This is a genomic window from Oceanobacillus sp. B139/18 (assembly GCF_055524595.1).
In genome coordinates this window covers 348808-373035 of sequence record NZ_JBVFXI010000004.1, presented here as the reverse complement: position 1 = coordinate 373035, position 24228 = coordinate 348808, and the positions used below count along the sequence as shown (strand labels likewise).

Genomic DNA, 24228 nt, shown 5'->3' with positions numbered 1-24228 from the left:
CAGTTACAGACTTGGAGGAATGACAATGACAAAAGTAGTTGTAGGCATCATTGGCGCTGGACGTATCGGACAGCTGCATGCTAAAAATATTCTGCTATCCGATAAATACCAGTTAAAAGCAATTTCTGATGTATACACCGATCACTTGAAGGATATCGATTATTTAAAGGCTGTTCCTGTTATCACACAGAATGCAGATGATATTCTTAATGACCCAGAAATCGATGCTGTTTTTATCTGCTCAAGCACGGATACCCATATTGATTTTATTACAAAAGCAGCAAAGAATAACAAGCATATTTTCTGCGAAAAGCCAATCAGCTTTGATATTGAAAAAACAAAAGAAACCTTGGAAGTGATTAAAGAAACAGGCGTCAAATTCCAAGTAGGTTTTAACCGCCGTTTCGATACACATTTCAGAAAAGCACATGATGTTGTCCGCAATGGTGATATTGGTACACCGCATGTTATTAAAATCACTTCCCGTGATCCGGAAGCTCCGCCAGAAGAATATGTAAAACGCTCCGGCGGCCTATTTATCGATATGGCGATCCATGATTTCGATATGATTCGTTACTTATCCGGTCAAGATGTGAAAAACATTACCGTAAAAGCGTCTTCTCTGGTAGATGATCGTTTTTCACGCAATGATGATGTAGATACAGCCATTATCACCCTCACCTTTGCAGATGATTCTCTGGGAGTAATTGATAACAGCCGCCAAGCAGTATACGGCTATGACCAGCGTATCGAAGTATTCGGCAATAACGGCATGGTCCAGGTAGAAAATCAGAAGCCGACCAATGTAAAAGTAAGCACAAATGCTGCGGTTACCGAGGACAAGCCAATGTATTTCTTCCTTGAGCGTTATAATGAAGGATACATCGCGGAAATCCATGATTTTGCCCAATCTATTTTAGAAGATAAACCCGTCGTGGCAAAATTCGAGGACGGGCTACAGGCTGAGCTGTTAGCAAAAGCTGCGAAACTTTCCTGGAAAGAGAATCGTACGGTTGAATTGAGTGAGCTTCGTTAATATGAGATGACTTTAACTTTTAAATTGGAGCTGTCGCAAAATGCATGATACGCATTTTGCGACAGCTCCTTTTGAGATTCGCTATCTTATTTTTGGCGGTAAAAAGAAAATTGTTCGTTTTTTTGACGTACTTAAATAAGCTTCGCCTTTTAATAATTTTTAAGCTGTCTTTAATGGGTGATAATAAAGATCCAGGCGATTAGCTTGGATTTTCTTATATATTTTATTGAAATTATAACCAAATGCTAGAATCAAAAGCTCATTTTGTACATTGCCTGTTCCTCTCGTACGAAACTTCTTCAGTTGATAATCTTCCTTCAGTATGCCGAATGTTCCTTCCACCTGAATGGGAACGATTCATACGGTACAGCTTGCCTGCTTCTGTTAGAATATTTTCTTGTGCTGTTTCTCGGTAAGCCAGAAATTCCTTAGCTACATGCAGTTGACAATTCCCTTTCGCTTTCGTACATTTTTCTTTAAGCGGACAATCGGAACAGTCTTCACATTCGTAGACCGTTACTTGAGATTCGTAGCCTGTCTGTGAAGTTCGTGTATAGTTTCTAATGACTTGTAACTTCCGATCATTGGCACAGGTGTAGGGTATCTGTATTTTTGTCGTAAGCCATGTTTTCCCGATGTTTGATATCCTTTTTTGAAAGAAGCTTTTTTCTTGCGTTCATGATTTTGCAGCTTGGTATAGCCCGTCTGCTTTTGCTTCTTTAAATAGACATAATTTTCTTCGCTTTCATATCCAGAATCCGCAACAATATGACGATACGTGAAAGGGAGGTTTTCCTTTAAATATTGAAGCATCGGAATCAACGTAGCTGTGTCGTTACGATCGGAAAAGACATCTATTCCCACGATAAATTCTGCGTCTACAGCGGCTTGGACATTGTAAGCTGGTCGAATGATCAGGAGCTGCATATCCTTGAAGAAGCCAGCGAAAATTGATATTTTCATCGTTCCAATAAAAAGAAAAACACCGAAACCATAAAAAACTGCACGGAAAAAGCGTTGATCATCGTCGGCATAATGGGCTAATTAGGAGATTCGTCAAAAAAAGGACACACAATGAACGTATATTCTAATACCGTACATTACGCAGTTCGAAAATTGACTGAAAATACCTTTTCGCAGAATTTTTTGATGAGGTAATCTAGGCAACCTTATCAAGAAATTCCATTCCAGCCCTATATAATGACTTCATATAAAGTGTTACATTTCCTATTGCCATTTAGGATATTATTATTCAATATTGATAAATATATCATCGATGTTTGGAATTTCTTTAATTACTCCATATTCCTTTAACCATTTTGCTGTTTCTTCCCATGAAGCTTTTTCTTGTGATCCAAAACCTTGCTCTGATTCCATTTTTGGTAAGAGAATAGACAAGCTTTCTGTTTCTATTTCTTTTTCTAAGGGAAAGTTTCCTTCATCCTGGTGATCAAGCAGGATTTGCAGTGCCTCTTCTTCATTTTCAATCATGAAATCATATCCTTTTCGTGCAGCCCGCCAAAATGCTTCAATATTTTTCTGTTCCTCTTCCCATGTCTCGTCACTGGTAACAGCGACAATTTCATAAAAGTGAGGAACCCCGTAATCTACTGGATTAATAAAATCAATATCATAGCCTTCACTGCGCAGAACTGGCACTTCATGGTTTACATACATACCACTTACAGCATCAACCTGCTCAGAAATAAGAGAAGAACCCAATTCAAATTCCACATTCAGCATATCTACTTTTTCATAATTTCCACCGTCATGTTCAACAATTGTTTGAACAATTGCTTCATTAACAGGAATTCCAGGATACCCTACCTGCTTCCCTTCTAAATCTTTCGGAGAATTTACCGGATCATCGGAACGGTAAACAATGTGATTTAATGGCTCCCGAACAATAGCAGCCACGGATTTAACAGGGATATTTTCATTTGCTCTTGCTGCAATCACATCAGGCTGGTAATATAATCCCATCGTCACATTGCCTGAAGCTGCAAGTGACAGCGGATCTGTCGGATTTGCTGGAAATTGAATATCAACATCGATTCCCTCTTCTTCAAAATACCCTTTCTCTTCTGCTACGTATAGATAACTATGTACAGCATTCGGGTACCAATCAAGCATAATAGAAACGGTATTTGTTTCTTTTACGTTTTTATTATCCTCTGCTATAGATTCTTCCTTTTCATTTCCACAAGCACTTAAACTAATAAAGATTATTAGAATACCAACTATTATTGATAATTTTTTCATATTAAGATCTTCTCCATTTCAATATATATTTTTCTAATAAAACAACAGTAATAAACAATAAAATTCCAATCAAAGAAAGAAGGACAATCGGAGCAAATACACCCGCTCCATTAAACTGTGTCATCATCCGACGACTAAAATACCCTAAACCAGCTTGTGCACCCAGCCACTCTCCAATTGCCGCTCCAATCACGCTCATTGGCACCGCTACTTTTAGCCCTGAAAAAAAAGAAGGCAGTGCGGATGGGACTTCTAATTTGAAAAAAAGAGCTCTTTTAGATGCACCTAATGTTTGAAATAATTCTTTCAGCTCTTTACTTGTTGATCGAAAACCATCGAAAGTACTGACAGTAATTGGAAAAAAGGTAATGATAATTGTAACGATAACTTTACTCCAGATGGAATAACCGAACCAAAGTACAAAAATGGGCGCCAATGCAATAATAGGAATAGTTTGTGATGCAATTAAAATAGGATAAATCGCTTGTTGTAATGTTTTAGATAGATTCATGCTTATTGCTAAAGCAACTCCCAGTACCAATGAAATCCCAAGACCAATGATAATAACAGCAAGCGTCATAGGAAGATGATGCAACAAGAGCTCTGTTTTTAATTCCCATAGCTTCTTCACGATTTCGGTTGGCGCTGGCAAAATAAATGATGTAGCGACAAACCCCGCTCCCGCTTCCCATATAAGCAAAAAGATTGTGATTAAAATAATAGAATAAAGATAATTTTTCATGCATTACACCCTCATCCGAAACTGATCTAGTAAATCATTTTTTAGCTCCGTCACTTCCTCTTTATCTAAATCGTATTGTCGTCTTGGACGTTCTAAAGGTACTTTAATTTCTTTTAATGTTGTAAATGGGGTATCCGTAATGACGAAAATGCGGTCAGACAAAAATAATGCTTCTGAAATATCATGTGTTATAAACAAAATAGTAGATTGCTGTTGTTCCCACTGTTCTAATAACCATTCCTGCATATATAACCTGGTCATTGCATCTAAGGCTGAAAAAGGTTCGTCCAACAACAACACATTAGATCCGGATAACGTGGCTCTTAAAAAGGAAACCCGTTGCCGCATCCCCCCAGATAATTCATGAGGGTATTTATTCTCGTATCCTTTTAACCCAAAGGCCTCCAGCAAGTTTTGAACAGTTCTTCTATCGAGATGATTTTCCTTTTGCAGTTCCAATGGAAGAGCTGCATTTTGTTGAACAGTCCGCCATGGCATCAATAAATCCTGTTGAGGCATATAACCAACTTTTCCAGAACGATTGGTTACTGGATCCTCGTTTAAATAGATAGTTCCGCTTTTCAGTTCCTCCAATCCGACAATTAGACGGAAAATTGTCGACTTGCCGGACCCACTTGCACCGATAATGCTTACAAATTCACCATCCGCAATAGAAAGATTCATATTTTTTAATATAGGAATTTTCCCTGCATCATTTTTGTAATAGAAATTTACGTTTTGAAACTGAAGAGCTATTTTTTTATTTTGTTCTCTCATCCTTCGTTCTCTACCTTCTTTCTAACAAAGAGTGTATTATTATGTCTTAAAAGCAATCATCAGCTAATCGAAAATGCATCCCTCCTTCCAAATAAAAAATACCCCAGACATGAAGCCCAGGGTACATACATTTCCTTATGATAGAAATTACTTTGCATGTTCCCTACGCTGGTCTCAACCAGATCAGGTTCTAAGGGTCTATATCTTACGGATAGTATCTCAACCAGCAACACTGGTCCCCCTACATTCTTATTAAATTGGTATCTCTTTTATTGAATTTATGACATAAGCATTAAAAAACCCATTCAACGAATACAGATGAATGGGAAATGAATACATAACTAGATTATTATCTACTTAAGTAAGTCATCACTTCCCTACGTTAGTCTTAACTAAATCAGGTTATAAGAGTCAAGTTTCCTTTCTCAGCGATAAAAATCGCTCCCCTAGTGATTATAGAAATATGAAATTTTTGATTCTATAAATGAACTTGTATGATTGAAAAATACGTTAAAATTCACAATGTTATTTTCATCAGCCACATCTATAGAGAACTGTAGGAAAAATAACTTAAAGTAGAATCTATTTAAACATATAAAATTATAATATGCAAATTATTCTAATTTATCTTTTAAAATCATGAGATTTGTTTGTATATAAAAAAAGATATATCCGCCTATTTTAATATGTTTTCAGGTGAAATTTGGTGAAATAATATAGGATATACAACGGTATAATAAAATAAAAAGAATAACTTTTACTGAGATACTCCTGTTATATGAGGATAGGAGCATCTATTATTTCTAAAGGTATTTTATAATAAATAAAACAGATTAAAAAGAACAGCTCAGCTTGGCTTACATAGCTGTCCTCTTGTAAACGGGACTCTTGTTACTGGAGAAGTGATATTATTTGGAAATCCTGAAGACAACCTTTTAGAACGAATAAATCCTATAGCTGCAATTAAATTCAATTATTGAGAAACCTAAAAAGTGACTTCCATGGATGCAAAGAAGTCACTTTTTATACGAATTGATTTCCCCTCAATTATTTCCTTTATATGTCCGATAGAAAATTACTGTAACTTTATCATTTATTACAGCAATCATTAACCAGCCAGCTTCTGCTTCCTCTCCTCCTCTTTTTCCTTTCTCCGTACTTCTCTAAATTTATTTGTTTCAGATACAATCACGCCGGATAATAAACAGAGCGCAATCAAGTTGGGCACTGCCATTAATCCATTGAATATATCCGCAAGATCCCATACTAACTGCACAGATTGAACCGCACCAAACAGGATAACCAGACAGAAAATGATTTTATAATAGATTGTATTTCGATCTCCAAAAATATAACCGAAGCATTTCTCCCCATAATAGGACCAGCCCAGAATAGTGGAATAAGCAAAGAAAATAAGGCCGAATACAACAATATAATTACCTAATCCAGGCAAGAAAAAGTCAAAAGCTTCTCCTGTAATGACAGGTGCTGCATCTGCTCCAAATTGCAAATGCAGCCCGCTCATCACCACAACAAGTCCGGTAATCGTACAAACCACGATCGTATCCAGAAATGTTCCTGTCATCGATACTAACGCCTGCCGCCCTGGATAATCCGTCTTCGCTGCCGCTGCCGCAATTGGCGCTGAACCAAGACCCGCTTCATTGGAGAACACCCCGCGGGCAATCCCGTATCGAATCGCTAAACCGATAGCTCCCCCGCCGACAGCTTCCGGATTAAATGCAGCCTCAAAAATAACTGCAAACGCCGCAGGAACTTCCGTAATATTTAAAATAACAATAATCAGTCCGCCAGCTATATAAAACAAAGCCAGAAATGGGACAAAGATAGCAGTTACTCTTCCAATGCCTCTCACTCCGCCAAGCAAAACTAATGCAGTGAGCGCCATCAAGATGATTCCCGTAACCCATGGGTTAATATTAAAAGTAGCTTGTAAGGAACCGGCAACAGTATTCGATTGCGTCATATTTCCAATTCCAAAGGATGCTAAAAAGCCAAACAGCGCAAACAAAACAGCTAACCATTTCCAGCCCAATCCCTTTTCAATATAATACATTGGACCGCCTGATATTTCCCCTTTATGATTGACGGTACGGTATTTAACAGCTAAGATAGCTTCACCATATTTTGTGGCCATCCCAAAAAATGCCGCCAGCCACATCCAAAATAGCGCACCAACACCGCCAAGGAGCACAGCTGAAGCAACTCCAGTCATATTACCAATTCCCAGTGTCGCCGCCATAGCAATCATCAATGATTGGAAATGAGAAATATCTCCTTTTTCGTTTTTGTCTTTATTTTTACTTTTAGAGAATGTTAATTTAAGCGCATAAGGTAAATCTCTTACTTGTAAAAATCCCAGACGCAATGTTAAAAATATTCCCGTTCCTACAATCAGTACGAGCGTAATCGGCCCCCAGACGATACCATTAACCGTATCCACTATTGCCTGTATGCTTTCCACTTCCACATCTCCCCCTTTTCAATTGTCTGTTTTTTCACAAAAATACAATTACAGTAATTGTATTTATTTTACATGAATATCATCTAAAAATCTATGAGAAAATGAAGAAGTGTAAAGTAATTTGACACGGTGTGATAAATTACTGTAAAAAGCGTATAAAGCTGGGCTGGGTGGCCTTATTCATACGCTTTATTACAATTACATTGGAAAGCTTGAACTTATTTATTAAACCCAAGCTCTTCTAAAAATGCGACACTTTTTTTCACATCGGCTAAACTGCTGCCTGCATTTCGAGGATCACGCTCCTGCTCGATCGTGATAAACCCTTCATATTTTAATTTTACAGCTAATAACTCATATATTTCTTTATAATCAATAACACCTTCACCTATAGGACACATTACATTTTCCGCACAGGCATCAAAAAAACGGATTTTTTTATTCATGACTTGTCGGTAGACATCTATATCAATGTCTTTAAAATGAATATAGTCTACACGATGATAAAGCTTTTCCAGCCATTCTATCGGATCCATTTTTGAATAAAGTAAATGTCCTGTATCTAAACAAAGACCGGCTACTTCATACGGAATGTCCTCTGTCAGTTTCAATATTTCATCCGAAAATTCAATGTACCCACCGGCATGTGGATGCACCACTGCACGAACACCGTATTCTTGCGCAGCTTTCTTTGCAATTTGGGTAATATGAGAGATCATATTACCCCATGCCTTATTTGATAATCTCTGCGCCTGATCAGGGTGGCCTGCTGCATAATCTCTTTCATCATGGCCCCAATCAATCACAATCAGATAAGGTGTCTTAAACTTTTGATTGTCTCCCGCTTGTTCTTGCGGCATCTGCGTGATTAAAGAACAAATAGCCTCTACTTGTTGAAGCAGATTAGGCAGATTGGCCTCGGAGACAAGATCATCAAAGATAGTCCCTGCTACAATCGTAAGTTCATTTTTTTCCAGTTCTTCTTTTAAAACACTTGTATCAAGGGGTAAATAACCGTACGGACCTGTCTCAACCCCTGTAAATCCGGCCAGATGCGCTTCTTTTAAAACGTCCTTCCAACCTGGAAGGTAAGGTTTTTTAGGATCATCGACTCCCCAACAGCATGGCGCACCCGAAATGTTTATTGTCATGATTCCTTCTGCCTCCAATCATATAACACTAGTGATTTTAAATCGCATGATGCTTCTTTGAACCTTTATTTCCAAATGAAAGACGAGTAAATATCTTTTCTCTATACCAGATGGCGACAAGCAGCGTCGCTATCAGCCCTAATCCGCCTGCAAAATAGAATCCAGATGCGATACCAAACTGCGAATTAACCATTCCTGCTAAAAACGGACCAACAAATATACCTATTGCATAGATAGATTGATACGCCCCCATAGCTGTTGCTCTTTTTGCGGGTTTAATCGATTGGATAGACATCCCCAGCAGCAGCGGGAAAATCATTCCTAAGGAAAAGCCCTGCAATCCCTGGATAATCAAAAAGAGACTCTTTAATTGTGCAAATGGAACAAGCAAGGTAGCTATTGTCACCAGCAAAAAGGCAGCCACCAAGGACTTTCCCTCTCCTAAGCGAGGAATAACCACATTCCCCATAAAAAGCGTCGCAATCGCATGCGGTACCATAAATGCAGCTACAATCCAGGTAATCTGACTCGCTTCAAAACCTGTCTGTAACGCAAAAGTTGACGTAAAGCCAAACATAGTCGAGAAAATAATACTATGAGCCAATATGGATAAAAGAGACACTTTCAATAGAGACGGTTCACGGATAATATGTATTAATCCTTTTAACTTAATCAGTTCGGAGACCTTCTTATTTTTCGGTTCATAAATAAAGAAAGCAAGCCCCCATCCAATCACGCTGAACACGCTGCCAATCCAAAATGGCGCTTTCCATCCCCACTCTTCTACAATATAGCCGCTAGAGCTCATTCCTAAAAATTGGGCCAGTACGACAATAAAGGAAATACTCCCCATTGCTACATGAACCTTATCCTCTGAGAAGTAAATCGGGTATAAAACCGTAAAAGCAACCCAGGATGCAGCCGCAAGTCCAGCCAGCGCACGTGCAAATAATAACCATCCAGCCCCATCCATCGTTAGAAAAATAAAACAGCTCAGCATGCTAATAAACATGCCAAAGATGATAAATGGTTTTCTTAATTTTATGATGTCGGAGGTTATCCCAATTGGCAGTCTAAACAATAATTGGGTCAATCCGTAACTCCCCAGAATAATTCCGATAAAGGAATATGGAATTCCTGTATGCTCCATGTAAGGAGATAAGGTAGGAACATACATAAATTGCGGAAACCATAATAAAAATGAAACCAGCATAAATAAATTTTTGTTCGTGTTCATTGCTTTTGTCATGGATAGCCTACTTTCCATATGGATTTTAATAGTTTGCAGACCACTAATAAATTAGGTGATTTTTTAAAAATATATCTTTTCCTTTTTTATAATTCATAAATACTTACTTTAGTTATTTTAAAGGCTCATTTTTTGCTAATCGGCGTGGTTACCTTATATCATATCAATGGCCCTTTTTTTCCAACCCCCATTCCACTTCATCACAGGAATGCTTTTCTAACGTGTAAAAAGCTGTCTTATCCATCCAGTTTTTCAACTCGATTTCTAAGAATCAGCTCTTTTGATTGTAATCAGATACCTATACTATTTTGCAGGTCTTGAATGGCATGTTTATCCAACTTTAGTAAACGTACATAATTTTTATTTTATTAATGTTGCTTCCAAAGAATCAATTGACGTACGCAGACCAGCATCCACACTCATCGTTAAATCTTCCATTTCCAATGAAACATACCCTTCATAGCCTACCATACTTAGATTAGAGAAAAATTCCTTCCACCATTGCTGATCATGACCACAGCCCACCGCTACATAATTCCAGGTTCTGTCCTTTGTTGCTGTTACCGGAAGCGATTCTAATAGACCATCTACATCAGCTAATCTGCTCTCAATCCGGGCATCCTTTCCATGAACATGATAAATAGCTCCTTCTAGCGGACGAATAGCTGCAATTGGATCAGCACCCATGATAAATAAGTGGGATGGATCCAAGTTAATCCCAAGGATATCCCCGACAGCTTCCCTTAATTTTAACAAAGTGGAAGCACTATAAACTAATTGGCTGGGGAATGCTTCTAATGCAATCTTCTCTATTCCATGTTTTTGAGCATAGTCGGCAAATTCCTTCCACCAGGGAATAGCAACTTCATTCCATTGATATTCTAATACAGATGGCATGTATTCAGGCCACGAAACAGTAGAAGTAATCCAATTGGGGAATTTATCTTCCGGACCGCCACCAGGCAACCCGCTCATCATTACAATTTTTTTCACACCAAGCTTTTCAGCTAAGTCAACCGTCTGATATGCTGTTTTCGTATGCTTTTCTCCTAATTCTCCAGGGCAAAGAGGATTACCAGAGCAATTCAATGCAGCAATTTCAATATTACGTAGCTTTAATTCCTGTTTAAATTCCTCTAATTTCTTTTCATCTTCCAATAATTCATTTGTAGGAACATGCGGACAAGGAGACCAGCCGCCTGCAGTCATTTCTACTGCTTCTATTCCATACTCCTTCACCTTGTCCAACATATCCGTAAAAGATAAATCGCCCAATACATCCGTACATAACGCTAATTTCATCATTATCTATTATCCCCTTTCTTCATATAAACTTTTCCTTCGCTTTCGTTTGAATGATTTATAATTTAAATGGAAACGGGAAGCAGGTAACCAGCCACCTGCTTCCCGTTTCATCAGCATCCATTCCTGTATCACTATTCACTATCTAATATTTTTTTAAGTTGAAATAGACTAAACAGCTTGTCGCTTAAGGTAAATACAATACTTCATCTTTCTAACTTAAATGAAAATCTATTACTCGTATGCGCTTCTTCATTTTTCATGACTATTATTAATTATGCATGTACACTTTCTTCTGTTTCATATTCAACCCAAACAGACCCACTATCAGCGGAACGCACACAATTTTCAATCCACTGAACACCAGCAATACCAGCATCAATATCAGGGTAAATAAGTTTATCTAATGTTGCTTCATCGCCACGGTTTTTCGCGTCAATAGCTACGGCAATTCTTAGATAAATATTTGCCCAGGCATCGGATAATCCTTCTTGATGCAAGGTGCCTAAACGTTCATAATCGCTCGTTAAGTCATCTAAATACTCTGTTCCCCGCACCAATGTTTGGATTGGTTCCCCTTGCACCTCATAACGCAATTCATTGGGTTTACTATCCCACCACTCTAAACTCGCTTTCGAACCAACAATGCGGATACGCTGACCATCCATACATCCTGCATCCACAGCAGATGTCCACATTCTTCCAACTGCACCATTCTCATAATGCATTAATACATAAGCGTTATCTTCTAATGGGTAGCGGCTTCCTACAAAGCTTTGGCGGTCACATAATAGCTTTTTGATTTTCATTTCCGGCATAATCAACTGTGACATGTAGTACGTATGCGTGGAAAGATCCCCGAGAACAAAGCTTGGCCCGGCAATTTTGGGATCCACGCGCCATTTTTGCGCTGCATTCTTCTTATCTCCATCACTGGTCGCAGCATAACCATGTGTATACTGTAAATCTACTAAATGAATGTCTCCAATTTTCCCCTGTTCAATCATGGCACGCATTTGCAGAAGCATGACATTTCCTGAAAAACCATAAGTTACTCCAACAATTAAACCTTTTTCTTCCGCCAATTGTTTGATTTCCACTGCTTCTTTTGTAGTAAAAACTAATGGCTTTTCACAGATTACGTGAATCCCAGCATGAAGAGCTGCCATGGTAATTTCATAATGCGTGCCATTTGGTGTTGCAATAGAGACAACTTCTATCCCATCATCCAGATTAGATTCTTCAGCAAACATTGTCTGGTAGTCCGGATAGCAGCGATCACTATCCACTCCCAGATTCACTCCAAAATCTTTTCCTCGTTCTGCGTTAATATCAAAAGCTCCAGCAACTAAATCATATGTCTTATCTCTTAATGCGCCTGTACGATGTTTGTACCCTACTTGTCCTGTTCTTCCGCCGCCAACCATTCCCCAGCGTAATGGTCTAGCAATTTTATTTTCTCCATTGATCATTTTTACACTCTCCTATACTTTTTATAAATTTTTAATATTTAATTTATTTTATTTTTTAAGTCATCACTTTTCTTACCAGTCCATATTTCTTCGATTTCTTCTAACGATTTATTCTTCGTCTCAGGAACAAATTTCCACATGAAGAAGAAAGCAAACGTACTTATCAGCCCATAAATTAGAAATGCTCCAGGACCAAACATATCATTTAACGGTGGGAATGTAGTAGAAGCTATCCAGTTAGCAGTCCATAATAACATTACTGCAAACGCAACAGCCTGTCCTCTGATTTTATTAGGAAAAATCTCTGAAACCATTACCCAGGCAACAGGTCCCCAAGTCATCTGGAATATAGCAACAAACCCTAGAATAAATATTAATGTACTGACTCCTTCGATTCCTGCAAAGAAAAGGATAGCTACTGCACTTAAGCAAATGGCACACCCCGCAGCACCAAACATCAACAAAAATTTTCTTCCTTGTCTTTCAATAAGCCAGATAGCAATAAATGAAACGACAATACCTATAGCTCCAACAAGTATTGTTTGCAGCATTGCTGTTGATTGACCCGCACCAAGGCTTTCAAAAATACGCGGCGCATAATACAGAATGATATTTATACCTATAAACTGACATAACATCGCAATCGTCATCCCAACAATTAAAACGCGTTTACCGTAATATAATAGTCCAACCTTTTCCGTTTTCGTTTCTAACGATGTTTTTATATCTTGAAGTGTTTCCCTTGCAATTTGCTTAGAACCATTTAATTTCTCCAATATATTATAAGCTTTATCATAGTCATGATTTAAAGCCAGATACCTAGGTGTTTCTGGAATAAATAATAGTAGAATAAAGAAAAGCGCTGCTGGAATTAGTTCGGAAGCAAACATAAGCCGCCAGCCTGTATCATTTATCCATGCCGCGGTTTGACCATTAGCAATTCCCCAGTTGACAATATATACAACGGTTTGGCCAAATACAACAGCCATATTATAGATAATTACCATCTTCCCTCTAATATTCGCAGGGCTCATTTCACTAATATAAACTGGGGCTATCGCTGAAGCTAATCCAACCCCGACGCCGCCAATTATTCTATAAAAATTAAAAGTAGCCAATAATGCATGACTCGGCTCACCCATTGTGAAGAAGATTAATTCCGGATAAGCTGAACCCAATGCTGATAGAAAGAATAATATAGCTGCAATAACCAGTGTATTACGCCGTCCTATTTTATTGGATAATAACCCAGAAAGTAATGCACCTAAAATACATCCTATCAATGCACTGGATACTGTAAATCCATGAACTAACGACCCCAACCCCAGGCTATCAATCAGATACAATTGTATAGATTGCTCTGCCCCAGCAATAACAGCCGTATCATAACCGAAAAGAAGTCCCCCTAAAGAAGCTACCATTGCAACAAATACAATATATGAACGATTATTATTTAACATAACTATCCGATTCTCCCTCCTTTTGTATCGTGTCAGACTAATTCTAGCTGTTTTAATGTACCGTCTTTCATACTTAACAATTACTTCGAAACTAACCAAGTTCCTTCGTTTCTATTGTTTTGCGTAAGAAAATATTCGCGTTTCTGACAGATTCTGAAATTACACTTTTAACGATGCATAATTTTCTGCCCAGCAGTTTTAAATTGTTAAAGGTTTAGGCCTTCTTTAATAGATTTCAACGTTAATTCATTGGACCACTCCGGTCGATCCGGATAAGCAAATACTGCATTTGTCACGATACCAGCAAACTTCATTTCTCTTAATTTCTTATATAATGCATCAAAATTGATTTCACCCTCGCGAGGATTTAAGTGCTGATGAATCGTTACATTCGCACCGGGAGGATTGATAATATAACGCAGTCCAAACGCGGCTTTATGATTCAGCGTGTCTGCAATGAGTACATGGTCAAGCAAGTCGCCAGTTTCCTCCAGATGCTGTTCTACATCTCCAATCCCATCATCATAGAAGAAAGCATGCGGGACAGAATAGACCAGCTTGATCCAATCTTTATCTAATGCACGAATCATCCGGACTGCTTCCGTATTCAGTTCAATAAAATCATGTAGATGCGATTGGATATTTAACCTGATTCCTTCTTTTTCAAAAAGAGGCGTCAGCTCTTCCATTGATTTCACGAATGCAGCTTCGCTGTCTGTTGGACGTGTTTTATCTCCAGCAAATTCCGTATTCATCAAATCAACACCCAGATCAGAGGTAATTTCGATACAGCGCTTCCAATTTCTAACCGCTGCTTCCCCTACTTCTTCTACGGGAGAAGACCATTGTTGAACAGGAAGTACCGATGAAATTTTCACTCGAGCATCAGAGCAATATCTCTTTAAATCTTTAATCATCTGCTTATCCACTTTTGGATATTGGTTAAACCAGATAAAATCTTGTCTCGGAGAAAGTTCCACATACTCATAACCTAATCGGGCAACATTCTCAATTGTATCTCTCAGGTTGGTATTATCACGGTAATGTGACGGATCGTATGCTAAACGTATGATATTCATCTCCTTTTTATTTTTTCACCCCAATTAAAGCGCTATCATTTTAAATCTAATTCCAACTTAAACCTTTCTTTCCTCTTTTTTTAAATGGGTGATTGCTAACTCACCTGCTGATATGCATTATTTACTGATTTGAATCAATTTAATACCATAAAGTAATCAATATATAACCAGAAGGTAATTGATAGTTGTAATTATAAGATAATGATTGATGAATGTCTTTGTCTTATCCAGACGACTTTTTATTATTTTTGGATTTTAAAGACAGGAAACACCCTCTTACTTCTTTCTATACGAAATCCAAGATCAAGAGGTAATCTATTAATCATCTGTATATATAATTTTTTCGGAGTTCATATAAAGTGCCCGAAAACGTCTGGGAGGCTGTCGCATTATATCAGTAAAAACCCTTGTAAAATAATGTACATCGAGGTAACCTGTTTCTCTGGCAATATCTTTAATAGTTAAATCCGTTGTTTTCAGCAATGTTGCTGCTTGGTTAATTCGCTCTTTTTGAACAAATTTCGAAAAATTAATTCCTAGCTCAGATACAAATAACCGTGATAAATGCCGGCCAGATATGTGTAGATGATTCGCAACATGTGAAAGCTTTAAGTCATTCGCTAAGTTATCTTTAATAAATAATTTAGCTTGAGCTAACAAAGATGAAGTATTTTCAGATATATTTGCTTGAATATTGGCTTGCGGATTGGGAATAAACATTTCTAACAAAGAGTGTATAAGTGAGGCTGCTAAATTAGGTAATATATATTCAAAAAAATTATTTTTGGTTTTAATCGATTCGATAAGTAAAGCTTTCCAGAGTAAGTTAGCTGTTGTATCTTCTTTCACCTCAATAACAGGCTGCTGGCATTGCTTCACCTTCTCCATCATATTTATCCATTCATTACTAGATTCCGATTCGATTAATTCAAATGCAACATATACGAGCGCCAATCCCTTTTCGCTTCGTATTTGATGTAAGATTTCTGGTTTTGAAATAAATAGGATATCCTTTTGCAGTGTATATACACAATCTTTTTCCATATAAGTTCCTTTTCCATCAATTACATAACATATCTCAAAAAAGGAATGTTTATGCAGAGAATTATCATAATGTTTTGGTACAACACCCCAATAATGAACATGAAACGTTGCTCCGTCTTGCACCAAATGATGAGCGCTTTGATTTAACACCTTTCTCCCCAAAACAAATCTGTGTAAATTCAAATAAGACTCCCCCTCTTGATTCATTTCAAATACTCTTGTTGTTATAAAGTGAAACATCATTCATTGGGAGTTTGCACGATTCTCTCACAATTCAGATCCATAACATCATCTTTTTCCTCTAATCGGTACATAGTTCACGGATTAGACTATAGCGCTGCGATTACTCGTCTCATTTAACGAGGGTAATATCAAGCATACAAACTGTTATGTATACCTGATATTACGGAGTAAACATCTATATCTCTAACCTTCTATTTTTACATGCTATTTATTAATCCAAATGTAAACCCCCTTTAATAGATTTCAACGTTAATTCATTGGACCACTCCGGTCGATCCGGATAAGCAAATACTGCATTTGTCACGATACCATCAAACTTCATTTCTCTTAATTTCTTATATAATGCATCAAAATTGATTTCACCCTCGCCAGGATTTAAGTGCTGATGAATCGTTACATTTGCACCGGGAGGATTGATAATATAACGCAGTCCAAACGCGGCTTTATGATTCAGCGTGTCTGCAATGAGTACATGGTCAAGCAAGTCGCCTGCCTCCTCTAGATGCTGTTCTACATCTCCAATCCCATCATCATAGAAGAAAGCATGCGGGACAGAATAGACCAGCTTGATCCAATCTTTATCTAATGCACGAATCATCCGGACTGCTTCCGTATTCAGTTCAATAAAATCATGTGGATGCGATTGGATATTTAACCTGATTCCTTCTTTTTCAAAAAGAGGCATCAATTTATCCATTGATTTCACGAACGCTGCTTCACTGTCTGTCGGACGTGTTTTATCTCCAGCAAATTCTGTATTCATCAAATCGACACCTAATTCAGAGGTAATTTCGATACAACGCTTCCAATTTCTAACTGCTGCTTCTCTTACTTCTTCTACGGGAGAAGACCATTGTTGAACAGGAAGTACCGATGAAATTTTCACGCCGGCATCGGAGCAATATCTCTTTAAATCTTTGATTAACTGCTTATCGACTTTCGGATATTGATTGAACCAGATAAAATCCTCCCGCGGGGAAAGCTCCACATACTCATAACCTAACCGGGCAACATTCTCAATCGTATCCCTTAAGTTCGTATTATCACGATAATGTGATGGATCATAAGCTAAACGCATTCTATTCATCTCCTTTAAAAAGTTTGTCTGATACTATTTTTGTTTCATCACCTTTAAACAGTATGTTCTGCTTTAGCCTCTTGATAAAAAGCTGGCTGTTCAGGCATTTCTATTGGAACGATTTTTCCTGTTTGTTTCGCTTCAATACTTGCATCCGTTGTCACTGCTACAACATAACCATCCCATGCTGACGGACCATGCACCTCACCGTTGACCGTAGAATTGATCCACTCTTGTAATTCAACATCATATGCTTCGATAAAGCGTTCTTTCCAATTTACTAGAATATCAGTGGAAAGCTTGGCTTGACTGCGCATTTGAAGGCTAGGCGGTTCCGGCAAATTAGCTATGCCCGTCTCCCCGACAACCTGACATTGGATATCATATCCATATTGACAATTAACAAAAATCTCCGTATCGATTCGTATTCCTTTTTTCGTTTCTAATAATATAATAATCGGGTCTTGCAACCCTTCTTCAGCAAGGGTTGTTCTTCTTGGCTGGATAACCTGTGTAGAAACATAATCATCCTGAATCAGCCATCTCAACACATCAATTTCATGCACAAACGAATCCGTAATTGCCATATCACCGCTAAAATTCGTAACAGAAGGTGCTCTGTGTGCACAATGCAGCATCAACGGTTCACCAACCTTGTTATTATCGACAGCCTGTTTCAATGTACGATATCCTTTATCATACCGTCTCATAAAACCTACCTGCACCAGCTGTTTCCCATATTCCATTTCAGCTTCTACGATTCGCTTACACCCCTCCGCTGTTGTCGCAAGCGGCTTTTCACAAAATACAGGTTTTCCAACTGCAATCGAAGCTAACACAAACTCTTCGTGAGTTGGCCCCCAAGATGTGACAATGGTTGCATCTACTTCATCCGCTTGAATCAAATCATGACCATTATCGTACACTTTCGCCTGCAGACTTTCGCGTTCCACAACCGCATGTGCCTGTTCACTATTTACATCGGTTACAGCGACAATCTCTCCTCCTGTCAGAGAGTGTGTAATTCTATGAATATGATCCTGCCCAATTGCTCCTGTTCCGATAACACCTATTCTTAAAACCATAAAAGTTACCTGCCCTTCCTTTATTGGATTAACATACCGATTACTTTTTAGAAGCATCACTTATTCAACATATTGAATGCGTTTTCTTTTTATAGAAGAATGAAGCTCGCTCTACTCACAAACAAATGGATACCCTTCTGTTTTTAAAGACTTATAGAAACAGAAATAATCATAGCTTTCCAATGATAAGTGATGCATTCCTTTTGTACAGCGTATATTACATTTTTTGAAATCGATTACTATTTCAAAAATAATTAATAAATAATCAAAATATACCCATGAAGTAATCATATCTATTGGTATATTATAGAGAAAGATATTTAAATTGTATTTGCATAATTCAGCCATTTTTTTGCATTTTCAGGACATGGCTGGGGAGGGCAGTTCAGACTTAGTAAAGAAATATTTGGCATTGGTAGGATGTATTTCGCCGGTAAAAAGAAAATCGTTAATTATTTCTTCCATATACAAAAGAAATATAGGACAGCTTTTTTTTAATCAAAATATATTTGAAGCATTCATTTCATTAAAAAACTCTTTCCCAGCTTTTATATTAGGAAAGAGTTTTTTAATACATGTATATATTGTTTTAGGGAAGATTTTGTATTTACCTTATTTAGCTTTCCTTAAATTCAGATTCCACCGTCCCTTGATATATCTTTCTATATTTCGCTGGAGGAGTTCGTATAATCTGCGTAAATACTTTTGTAAAATAATGCAGGCTGGAAAATCCACAAGCCGTAGCGATATCTTTAATCGACATCTTGGTTCCTCGTAAATATTCCGTAGCTAAACTCAGACGCTCTTCCTGTAAAATCTCTGTAAATGTCTTGCCCGTCTCCTCTCTGATCAACCGGGACAAATGGCGCTTCGAAACATAGAAGTCATCTGCGACCTCTGATATTTTAAGATTTTTTTGCAGATTGTCCTTTATATAAAGATTAACTCGATAAACTAAAATTTTTCTTTCATCAAAATCATCATCATTATCTTTTAAACTGGATTCCTGTTCAGGTAATGGGTAAAAGGAGTCGAATATAGCAGGCAGTAAATTAGAAGCAAGCTGTTTAAGCATATCTTCTTTCCATCTATGTTCTACATCTATCGCAGACTGATAGAGTGCTTTCCATAAATAAGCATGTATCGCTTCTTCTTGCGAATGGATGACAGGCTGCACCTCTTGCTGCAAATCTTGTATATAATGTCTCCATTTCTTAGCTGAATCACTTTCTTTTAATTCAAATGCAAAATATAAATAATACATTCCTTGTACACTGGATATTTTATGTTCCTGATTAGGCCGCGTCAAAATAAGAGAGTGCGGAGCCAGCGGGTAACTAACATCCCTTTCCTGGTATTCTCCAGTTCCGCCAAGTACATAAGACACCTCAAAAAAACTGTGTACATGCGCTTTTGTGCCAAAATGACGCTGCCATCCTCCCCAATAATAAACTCGAAACTCAGCTCCATATATCGAAATAGAAGTAACATATTTATTTAAATCTTTTTTTCCTTCAAATAGATTTTTCATCCTTTTATACAACCTTTCCCATGAAGTTAAAAAGCTCTAACGCATTTTCTAAAAAGACAAGAAGCTTTTTAACAGCACCCGGAATCAATCGGTGTCAAGCATATATAGAAGTATTCCAATTTATATTGATAACAAGCTTTTTATCCCTTTGTGTAAGAATAAACAGAGGCTGTCACCTAAATAATAAGTAACAGCCATTCATTTCATGCAGCAGCTTACAAAGCAAAAATATCGCTGATTGCTTTATACTCTTCATCTGAAATAGCAACATCTAATGTTTGCAGGTTATTTTGCACTTGCGAGCCGTTCTTTGCTCCAGGAATAACAACATCAATGGCATCATTAGCCAAATACCAAGCTAATATTAAATGAGGAATTTCCACCTGTTTAGCTGCAGCAATCTCTCGCAGCTTCTCCACCCTGGCAAGATTCTTCCGGAAGGACTCTCCCTGAAAATGGTCAAAACCATTGCGTAAATCCCCTTCTGGGAACGTCGTATTTTCATCGTATTTGCCAGCGAGCAACCCAGAAGCAAGCGGAAAGAATGGAATAAAGGAGATGTCATTTTCTTTCGTATAATCAAAAAATGTTTGCTCCGCATCTCTTTGGATCAAATTATATAAATCTTGGACGACATCCACATATCCGTCTTTGTTTGCCTCTTTTAACTGATCCAATGAAAAATTGGAAACACCGATAGAACGGATTTTTCCTGCATCCTTCAATTCTTTCAATGCACCAACCGCCTCATCTTTAGGCGTATTTTCATCGGGATTATGAATATAAAATAAATCAATATAATCTGTTTGTATACGCTTTAACGCATCATCAACAGCTTGCTTTAAAAATGCCGGAGAATTATCAAACTGCACCTCTCCATCTACAAACTTATGAGCAGCCTTTGTGGCGATGACTACTTCTTGACGCTTGCCCATGTCTTTCACGACTTTTCCTACTAACTCTTCCGAATAACCCGGTCCATAAATAAAAGCAGTATCTAAAAAATCTACGCCGTGATTGATGGCATCCCGAACCATATCCATTCCTTGTTCATCCTTCAGATTCGGGTATAGGTTATGACCTCCAACTGCATTGGTTCCTAATCCTATCGGGTTAACAACTAAATCTGTTTTTGCAATCTGCACTTTTTGTACCATGTGTCCTCCTCCTCTAATCTATGAATGAATACTAGCTGCGATAGATTCCAGTGTCGTTTCTTTTGCTTTTCGAATCACTTCCTCCGCTGGCATTTGATAATACTCCGGACGGAACAATTCAACAGAGACAAGATCTTCTTTATAACCAATCTCTTTTACTGTCTGCAGCAACTTCTCCAGATCAATGACACCTTCCCCAGGCCAGACACGATGTTCGTCTCGAAGTACTCCGACAGGGTAATCCTCTGTATCATCGATATGTAAAATAAAGATTTTCTCTCCATCCGCCTTCTTCAGAAATTCAAAATCTGAATTCATTGCATGAAAGTGAAAACAGTCAAAAACTAAACCAACACTTTTTCTGTCTACCGTATCAATAATATCATAAGCCTGTTCAAAGGTATTAATTGTACATTCCGGATGCCCAACAAATTCCAATGCCACCTTCACATCTTGCGCTTCTGCTATGTCCGCGAATTGGTTCAACATACTGACTGCACTCACTTTAATATCTTCCTTAAGAAGCGCCTGATCAGTTACTAATGGCACCACGACCACATAAGCAGCTCCCAGCTCATTGGCGTTATCCACCATCGTTTTAAATTCTTCGATGACTTGTTCCTCGTCCTCGCGGTTATTGAAATATACCAACGCATTTAAAGCGATTGGTTTAATATGATGGTTTTGGAAATAATCTTGTAATTCTTCCATCGAATGGTCTCGCAAGTATTCCGGCAATTTATCCATTGTGCGGATCTCGATATAGTCATAGCCATGCTTCTCACAGTATTCGAGATCCTTGGCAAGGTTTGAATTCTCTAATGTAGTTGCTTGGTTATAGCAGAGTTTCATTTTTTCATCCTCCTTGTAGATAATAGGCGTCCTATCACATGTTTGCTTTTTATTGATATATTCTTTTCATTAAAGCGCTTGCATTATTTTTGGAAATATAATGCAACCTGTGAATGATTGCAATAAGTTACTATTATCTTCTTGTGAATTTATTGTTATATTTTTCAGTCTAAATCAAGGAAGAGGATAAATATTTATAATTTGATGCCTATCTTTTGTATTATGGAGACAATATTGATTAAATAATATCCATTCCATTTAAAAAGCGTATGAACTTAAGTAACGATACACTTAGTTCATACGCTTTTTATTATTAATACATTTGAAACGTTTCTTTCTATTTTGTCGAACCCTTCAATTCATTAAAATTGAGAAGTTATACTTTTTTGTATAAACCTTCTAAAAGAATTATTTACAGTTGTTCCTGTAATTCAAGTAAATTATTAAAACTAATTTGATAGCTTTCCATCATCCCGCCATCTAAAAAACTGCGATCTTGTTCTACTACATACCATTCCGTACCATTCGCCTCACCCCATTGTAATATTGGAACAAAGTCAATAATACCCGTTCCAATCTCAGCTAAAGATTCAGGGTAAGTTAATCTCTTATCTGATTTTATATCTTTCAAGTGCAAGATAGGCATTTTTTCTGGAAATCGTTTAATCACAGACAGCGGATCAATTTCAGCATATTGAACCCAGTACGTATCTACTTCAGGATAAATAAAACAGTTTCCCTCAGGCATCATCAAATAATTATAGGCAGTACGATTGTCAACTTTTGATAAAAATTCAAATTCATGGTTGTGATAGCCCACTCGAAATCCTAGACTATTGAGTCGCATAGCCAAATCAAGCAATGAACTCTTTACATATCTATATCCTTCTTCATTTTGTAATTCTTCAGGTAACGAATTGCAAAAAATATCTTTTGTACCAAACAATAATCCTTCATATATTACTTTATCTGTATCATTAAGCATTCTGTCAAGTGAGACATGCATTCCAGCTACTCTCATTTCTGTCTCTTTAAGTACTGCAGCAATATGTTCTGCACTATTACCGCGAAGTCCATCTATCTGAACAGCTTGCCATCCCATTTTTCGCAGCTCTCGTATAGTTCCACCGAAATCCACTTCAAGCTCACGTCTGAATGAATATAATTCCACAGCAAACTTATTGCGAATATCTTTCAATTTAGTCACCTCATTTTTTCTATAAAGGATTATTTAGTCTTAACTTAAATTAAGTTCTATTCTTTTAAATCAAGCCAACGAACTTCATCATCCGTTAATAAAATTTTCGTTGCATCGTAAGAGGACAATAATTCGTTACTATTTTCTGGTCCAATAACCGCCGCTGTCGGGAATGTCTGACACAATACATAAGCAAGAGAAATTTGAATAGGTGTTACCTTTTTTTTGTCTGCTAACTCTTCCGCACGTCGATATCGTTCCCAGTTGGCTTCACTATAATAAACTTCGACCATCTCTACATCATCTTTAATATCCGGTGTAAATCGACCAGAGAAAAATCCACCCGCTTGAGACGACCAAGCTAATAAAGGTGTATTTGAGTTTTGATGCCAACGTATCATCTCATCATTTGCAGACACACAATTTTCCCAACGAGGGCGATTCACTTTAGCAAGACTTAAGTTTGGACTATTAAAAGTAAAAGGCGTTAACTTATGCTCTGCCGCATATTTATTAGCTTCAATAATTCGTGCTATTTCCCAATTTGATGCACCAATGGCATAGACCAGACCCTTTTCAACCTGCTTATGAAGACTTTCCATAATAGGACCAACTTCCTTAGTTGGGTCATCTCGGTGCAAAGCGAATAGTTCGACATGATCTGTATCTAGTGTTTCCAAACTGGTATAAAGATCGTCTTCAATTGCCTCTGGAGTCACTCTAGCCACATCTGGATTTTCACGTGTCGGGTGACACGCTTTCGTATGAATAACTAGACTATCTCTATTCCTCCGCAACTTCATCCAACTTGCTAACGTTTTCTCACTATGTCGATATTGCCTTGCTGTATCAAATGAATTTCCACCTATTTCAATAAATTTATCCAGTACTGGGGCAGCAAAATCCATATTATCCGGTCTCAGGAAATCTCCTGAACCCATCAATAGATTAGAAACACTAATGGTAATATTTTTCCCATCTTTTTTCCCTTGAATATCTATATATTTCATCTGATTACGTCCCTT

At 37.6% G+C, this 24228-nt stretch carries 22 protein-coding genes and 2 riboswitches; of the genes, 1 reads left to right on the top strand and 21 read right to left on the bottom strand.

Annotation, left to right across the window (positions count from 1 at the left end):
• Nucleotides 1-25 precede the first annotated feature (25 nt).
• Nucleotides 26-1036, top strand: a complete 1011-nt coding sequence (gene iolG, locus ACZSMY_RS14450; RefSeq protein WP_042531747.1) for an inositol 2-dehydrogenase — start codon at nucleotides 26-28, stop codon at nucleotides 1034-1036.
• Between the two features lie 159 nt (nucleotides 1037-1195).
• Here the strand turns inward: iolG (ACZSMY_RS14450) and ACZSMY_RS14445 are convergent, their stop codons facing one another.
• From ACZSMY_RS14445 to ACZSMY_RS14345, 21 genes are all read right to left on the bottom strand, one after another.
• Complete coding sequence (locus ACZSMY_RS14445) at nucleotides 1196-1378, bottom strand: transposase (protein WP_368901554.1); 183 nt, start codon at nucleotides 1376-1378, stop codon at nucleotides 1196-1198.
• The gene (locus ACZSMY_RS14440; RefSeq protein ID WP_465147938.1) at nucleotides 1296-1601 is read right to left on the bottom strand and encodes a transposase; all 306 of its coding nucleotides are present in this window, start codon (nucleotides 1599-1601) and stop codon (nucleotides 1296-1298) included. Before ACZSMY_RS14440 ends, ACZSMY_RS14445 begins: the two co-directional genes overlap by 83 nt.
• Nucleotides 1553-1999, bottom strand: a complete 447-nt coding sequence (locus ACZSMY_RS14435; protein ID WP_341172528.1) for a transposase — start codon at nucleotides 1997-1999, stop codon at nucleotides 1553-1555. The genes ACZSMY_RS14440 and ACZSMY_RS14435 overlap by 49 nt, the downstream gene beginning before the upstream one ends.
• 285 nt (nucleotides 2000-2284) lie before the next feature.
• Nucleotides 2285-3298 carry an ABC transporter substrate-binding protein gene (locus ACZSMY_RS14430; protein WP_341172527.1) on the bottom strand — a complete coding sequence of 338 codons (1014 nt, stop codon included), beginning with the start codon at nucleotides 3296-3298 and terminating at the stop codon, nucleotides 2285-2287.
• Between the two features lies 1 nt (nucleotide 3299).
• The gene (locus ACZSMY_RS14425) at nucleotides 3300-4040 is read right to left on the bottom strand and encodes an ABC transporter permease (protein WP_193062825.1); all 741 of its coding nucleotides are present in this window, start codon (nucleotides 4038-4040) and stop codon (nucleotides 3300-3302) included.
• A 3-nt stretch (nucleotides 4041-4043) separates the two neighbouring features.
• The gene (locus ACZSMY_RS14420; RefSeq protein WP_256705655.1) at nucleotides 4044-4817 is read right to left on the bottom strand and encodes an ABC transporter ATP-binding protein; all 774 of its coding nucleotides are present in this window, start codon (nucleotides 4815-4817) and stop codon (nucleotides 4044-4046) included.
• A gap of 143 nt (nucleotides 4818-4960) precedes the next feature.
• A riboswitch (TPP riboswitch) is annotated at nucleotides 4961-5070 on the bottom strand.
• 104 nt (nucleotides 5071-5174) lie between these two features.
• Nucleotides 5175-5275: riboswitch (TPP riboswitch) on the bottom strand.
• Between the two features lie 650 nt (nucleotides 5276-5925).
• The gene (locus tag ACZSMY_RS14415; protein ID WP_212928718.1) at nucleotides 5926-7293 is read right to left on the bottom strand and encodes an alanine/glycine:cation symporter family protein; all 1368 of its coding nucleotides are present in this window, start codon (nucleotides 7291-7293) and stop codon (nucleotides 5926-5928) included.
• Between the two features lie 227 nt (nucleotides 7294-7520).
• On the bottom strand, nucleotides 7521-8453 hold the full coding sequence (locus ACZSMY_RS14410) for a TIM barrel protein (RefSeq protein WP_465147919.1): 933 nt from the start codon (nucleotides 8451-8453) through the stop codon (nucleotides 7521-7523).
• Nucleotides 8454-8490: 37 nt separating this feature from the next.
• The gene (locus tag ACZSMY_RS14405; RefSeq protein ID WP_465147918.1) at nucleotides 8491-9702 is read right to left on the bottom strand and encodes an MFS transporter; all 1212 of its coding nucleotides are present in this window, start codon (nucleotides 9700-9702) and stop codon (nucleotides 8491-8493) included.
• Nucleotides 9703-10062: 360 nt separating this feature from the next.
• On the bottom strand, nucleotides 10063-11004 hold the full coding sequence (locus ACZSMY_RS14400; RefSeq protein WP_465147937.1) for a sugar phosphate isomerase/epimerase family protein: 942 nt from the start codon (nucleotides 11002-11004) through the stop codon (nucleotides 10063-10065).
• A 275-nt stretch (nucleotides 11005-11279) separates the two neighbouring features.
• Nucleotides 11280-12476 (bottom strand): Gfo/Idh/MocA family protein, encoded by a 1197-nt coding sequence (locus ACZSMY_RS14395; protein ID WP_465147917.1) that lies wholly within the window; start codon nucleotides 12474-12476, stop codon nucleotides 11280-11282.
• Nucleotides 12477-12514: 38 nt separating this feature from the next.
• Nucleotides 12515-14035: a sugar porter family MFS transporter gene (locus ACZSMY_RS14390; RefSeq protein WP_465147916.1), complete on the bottom strand. Its 1521-nt coding sequence runs from the start codon at nucleotides 14033-14035 to the stop codon at nucleotides 12515-12517.
• 107 nt (nucleotides 14036-14142) lie between these two features.
• On the bottom strand, nucleotides 14143-15006 hold the full coding sequence (locus tag ACZSMY_RS14385) for a sugar phosphate isomerase/epimerase family protein (protein ID WP_465147936.1): 864 nt from the start codon (nucleotides 15004-15006) through the stop codon (nucleotides 14143-14145).
• 327 nt (nucleotides 15007-15333) lie between these two features.
• Nucleotides 15334-16266 carry an AraC family transcriptional regulator gene (locus ACZSMY_RS14380; RefSeq protein ID WP_052484967.1) on the bottom strand — a complete coding sequence of 311 codons (933 nt, stop codon included), beginning with the start codon at nucleotides 16264-16266 and terminating at the stop codon, nucleotides 15334-15336.
• 247 nt (nucleotides 16267-16513) lie between these two features.
• Complete coding sequence (locus tag ACZSMY_RS14375; protein WP_212928686.1) at nucleotides 16514-17380, bottom strand: sugar phosphate isomerase/epimerase family protein; 867 nt, start codon at nucleotides 17378-17380, stop codon at nucleotides 16514-16516.
• Nucleotides 17381-17433: 53 nt separating this feature from the next.
• The gene (iolG, locus tag ACZSMY_RS14370) at nucleotides 17434-18465 is read right to left on the bottom strand and encodes a bifunctional inositol 2-dehydrogenase/D-chiro-inositol 1-dehydrogenase (protein WP_212928687.1); all 1032 of its coding nucleotides are present in this window, start codon (nucleotides 18463-18465) and stop codon (nucleotides 17434-17436) included.
• Nucleotides 18466-19081: 616 nt separating this feature from the next.
• Nucleotides 19082-19996 carry a helix-turn-helix domain-containing protein gene (locus tag ACZSMY_RS14365; protein WP_368901213.1) on the bottom strand — a complete coding sequence of 305 codons (915 nt, stop codon included), beginning with the start codon at nucleotides 19994-19996 and terminating at the stop codon, nucleotides 19082-19084.
• Nucleotides 19997-20211: 215 nt separating this feature from the next.
• On the bottom strand, nucleotides 20212-21153 hold the full coding sequence (locus ACZSMY_RS14360; protein ID WP_341172523.1) for an aldo/keto reductase: 942 nt from the start codon (nucleotides 21151-21153) through the stop codon (nucleotides 20212-20214).
• Nucleotides 21154-21171: 18 nt separating this feature from the next.
• Nucleotides 21172-22005 (bottom strand): sugar phosphate isomerase/epimerase family protein, encoded by an 834-nt coding sequence (locus ACZSMY_RS14355; protein WP_212928690.1) that lies wholly within the window; start codon nucleotides 22003-22005, stop codon nucleotides 21172-21174.
• A 412-nt stretch (nucleotides 22006-22417) separates the two neighbouring features.
• The gene (locus tag ACZSMY_RS14350) at nucleotides 22418-23203 is read right to left on the bottom strand and encodes a sugar phosphate isomerase/epimerase family protein (protein ID WP_246528993.1); all 786 of its coding nucleotides are present in this window, start codon (nucleotides 23201-23203) and stop codon (nucleotides 22418-22420) included.
• A gap of 56 nt (nucleotides 23204-23259) precedes the next feature.
• A complete protein-coding gene (locus ACZSMY_RS14345) occupies nucleotides 23260-24213 on the bottom strand; it encodes an aldo/keto reductase (RefSeq protein ID WP_212928691.1) in 954 nt (317 codons plus the stop codon).
• Between the last annotated feature and the right edge of the window lie 15 nt (nucleotides 24214-24228).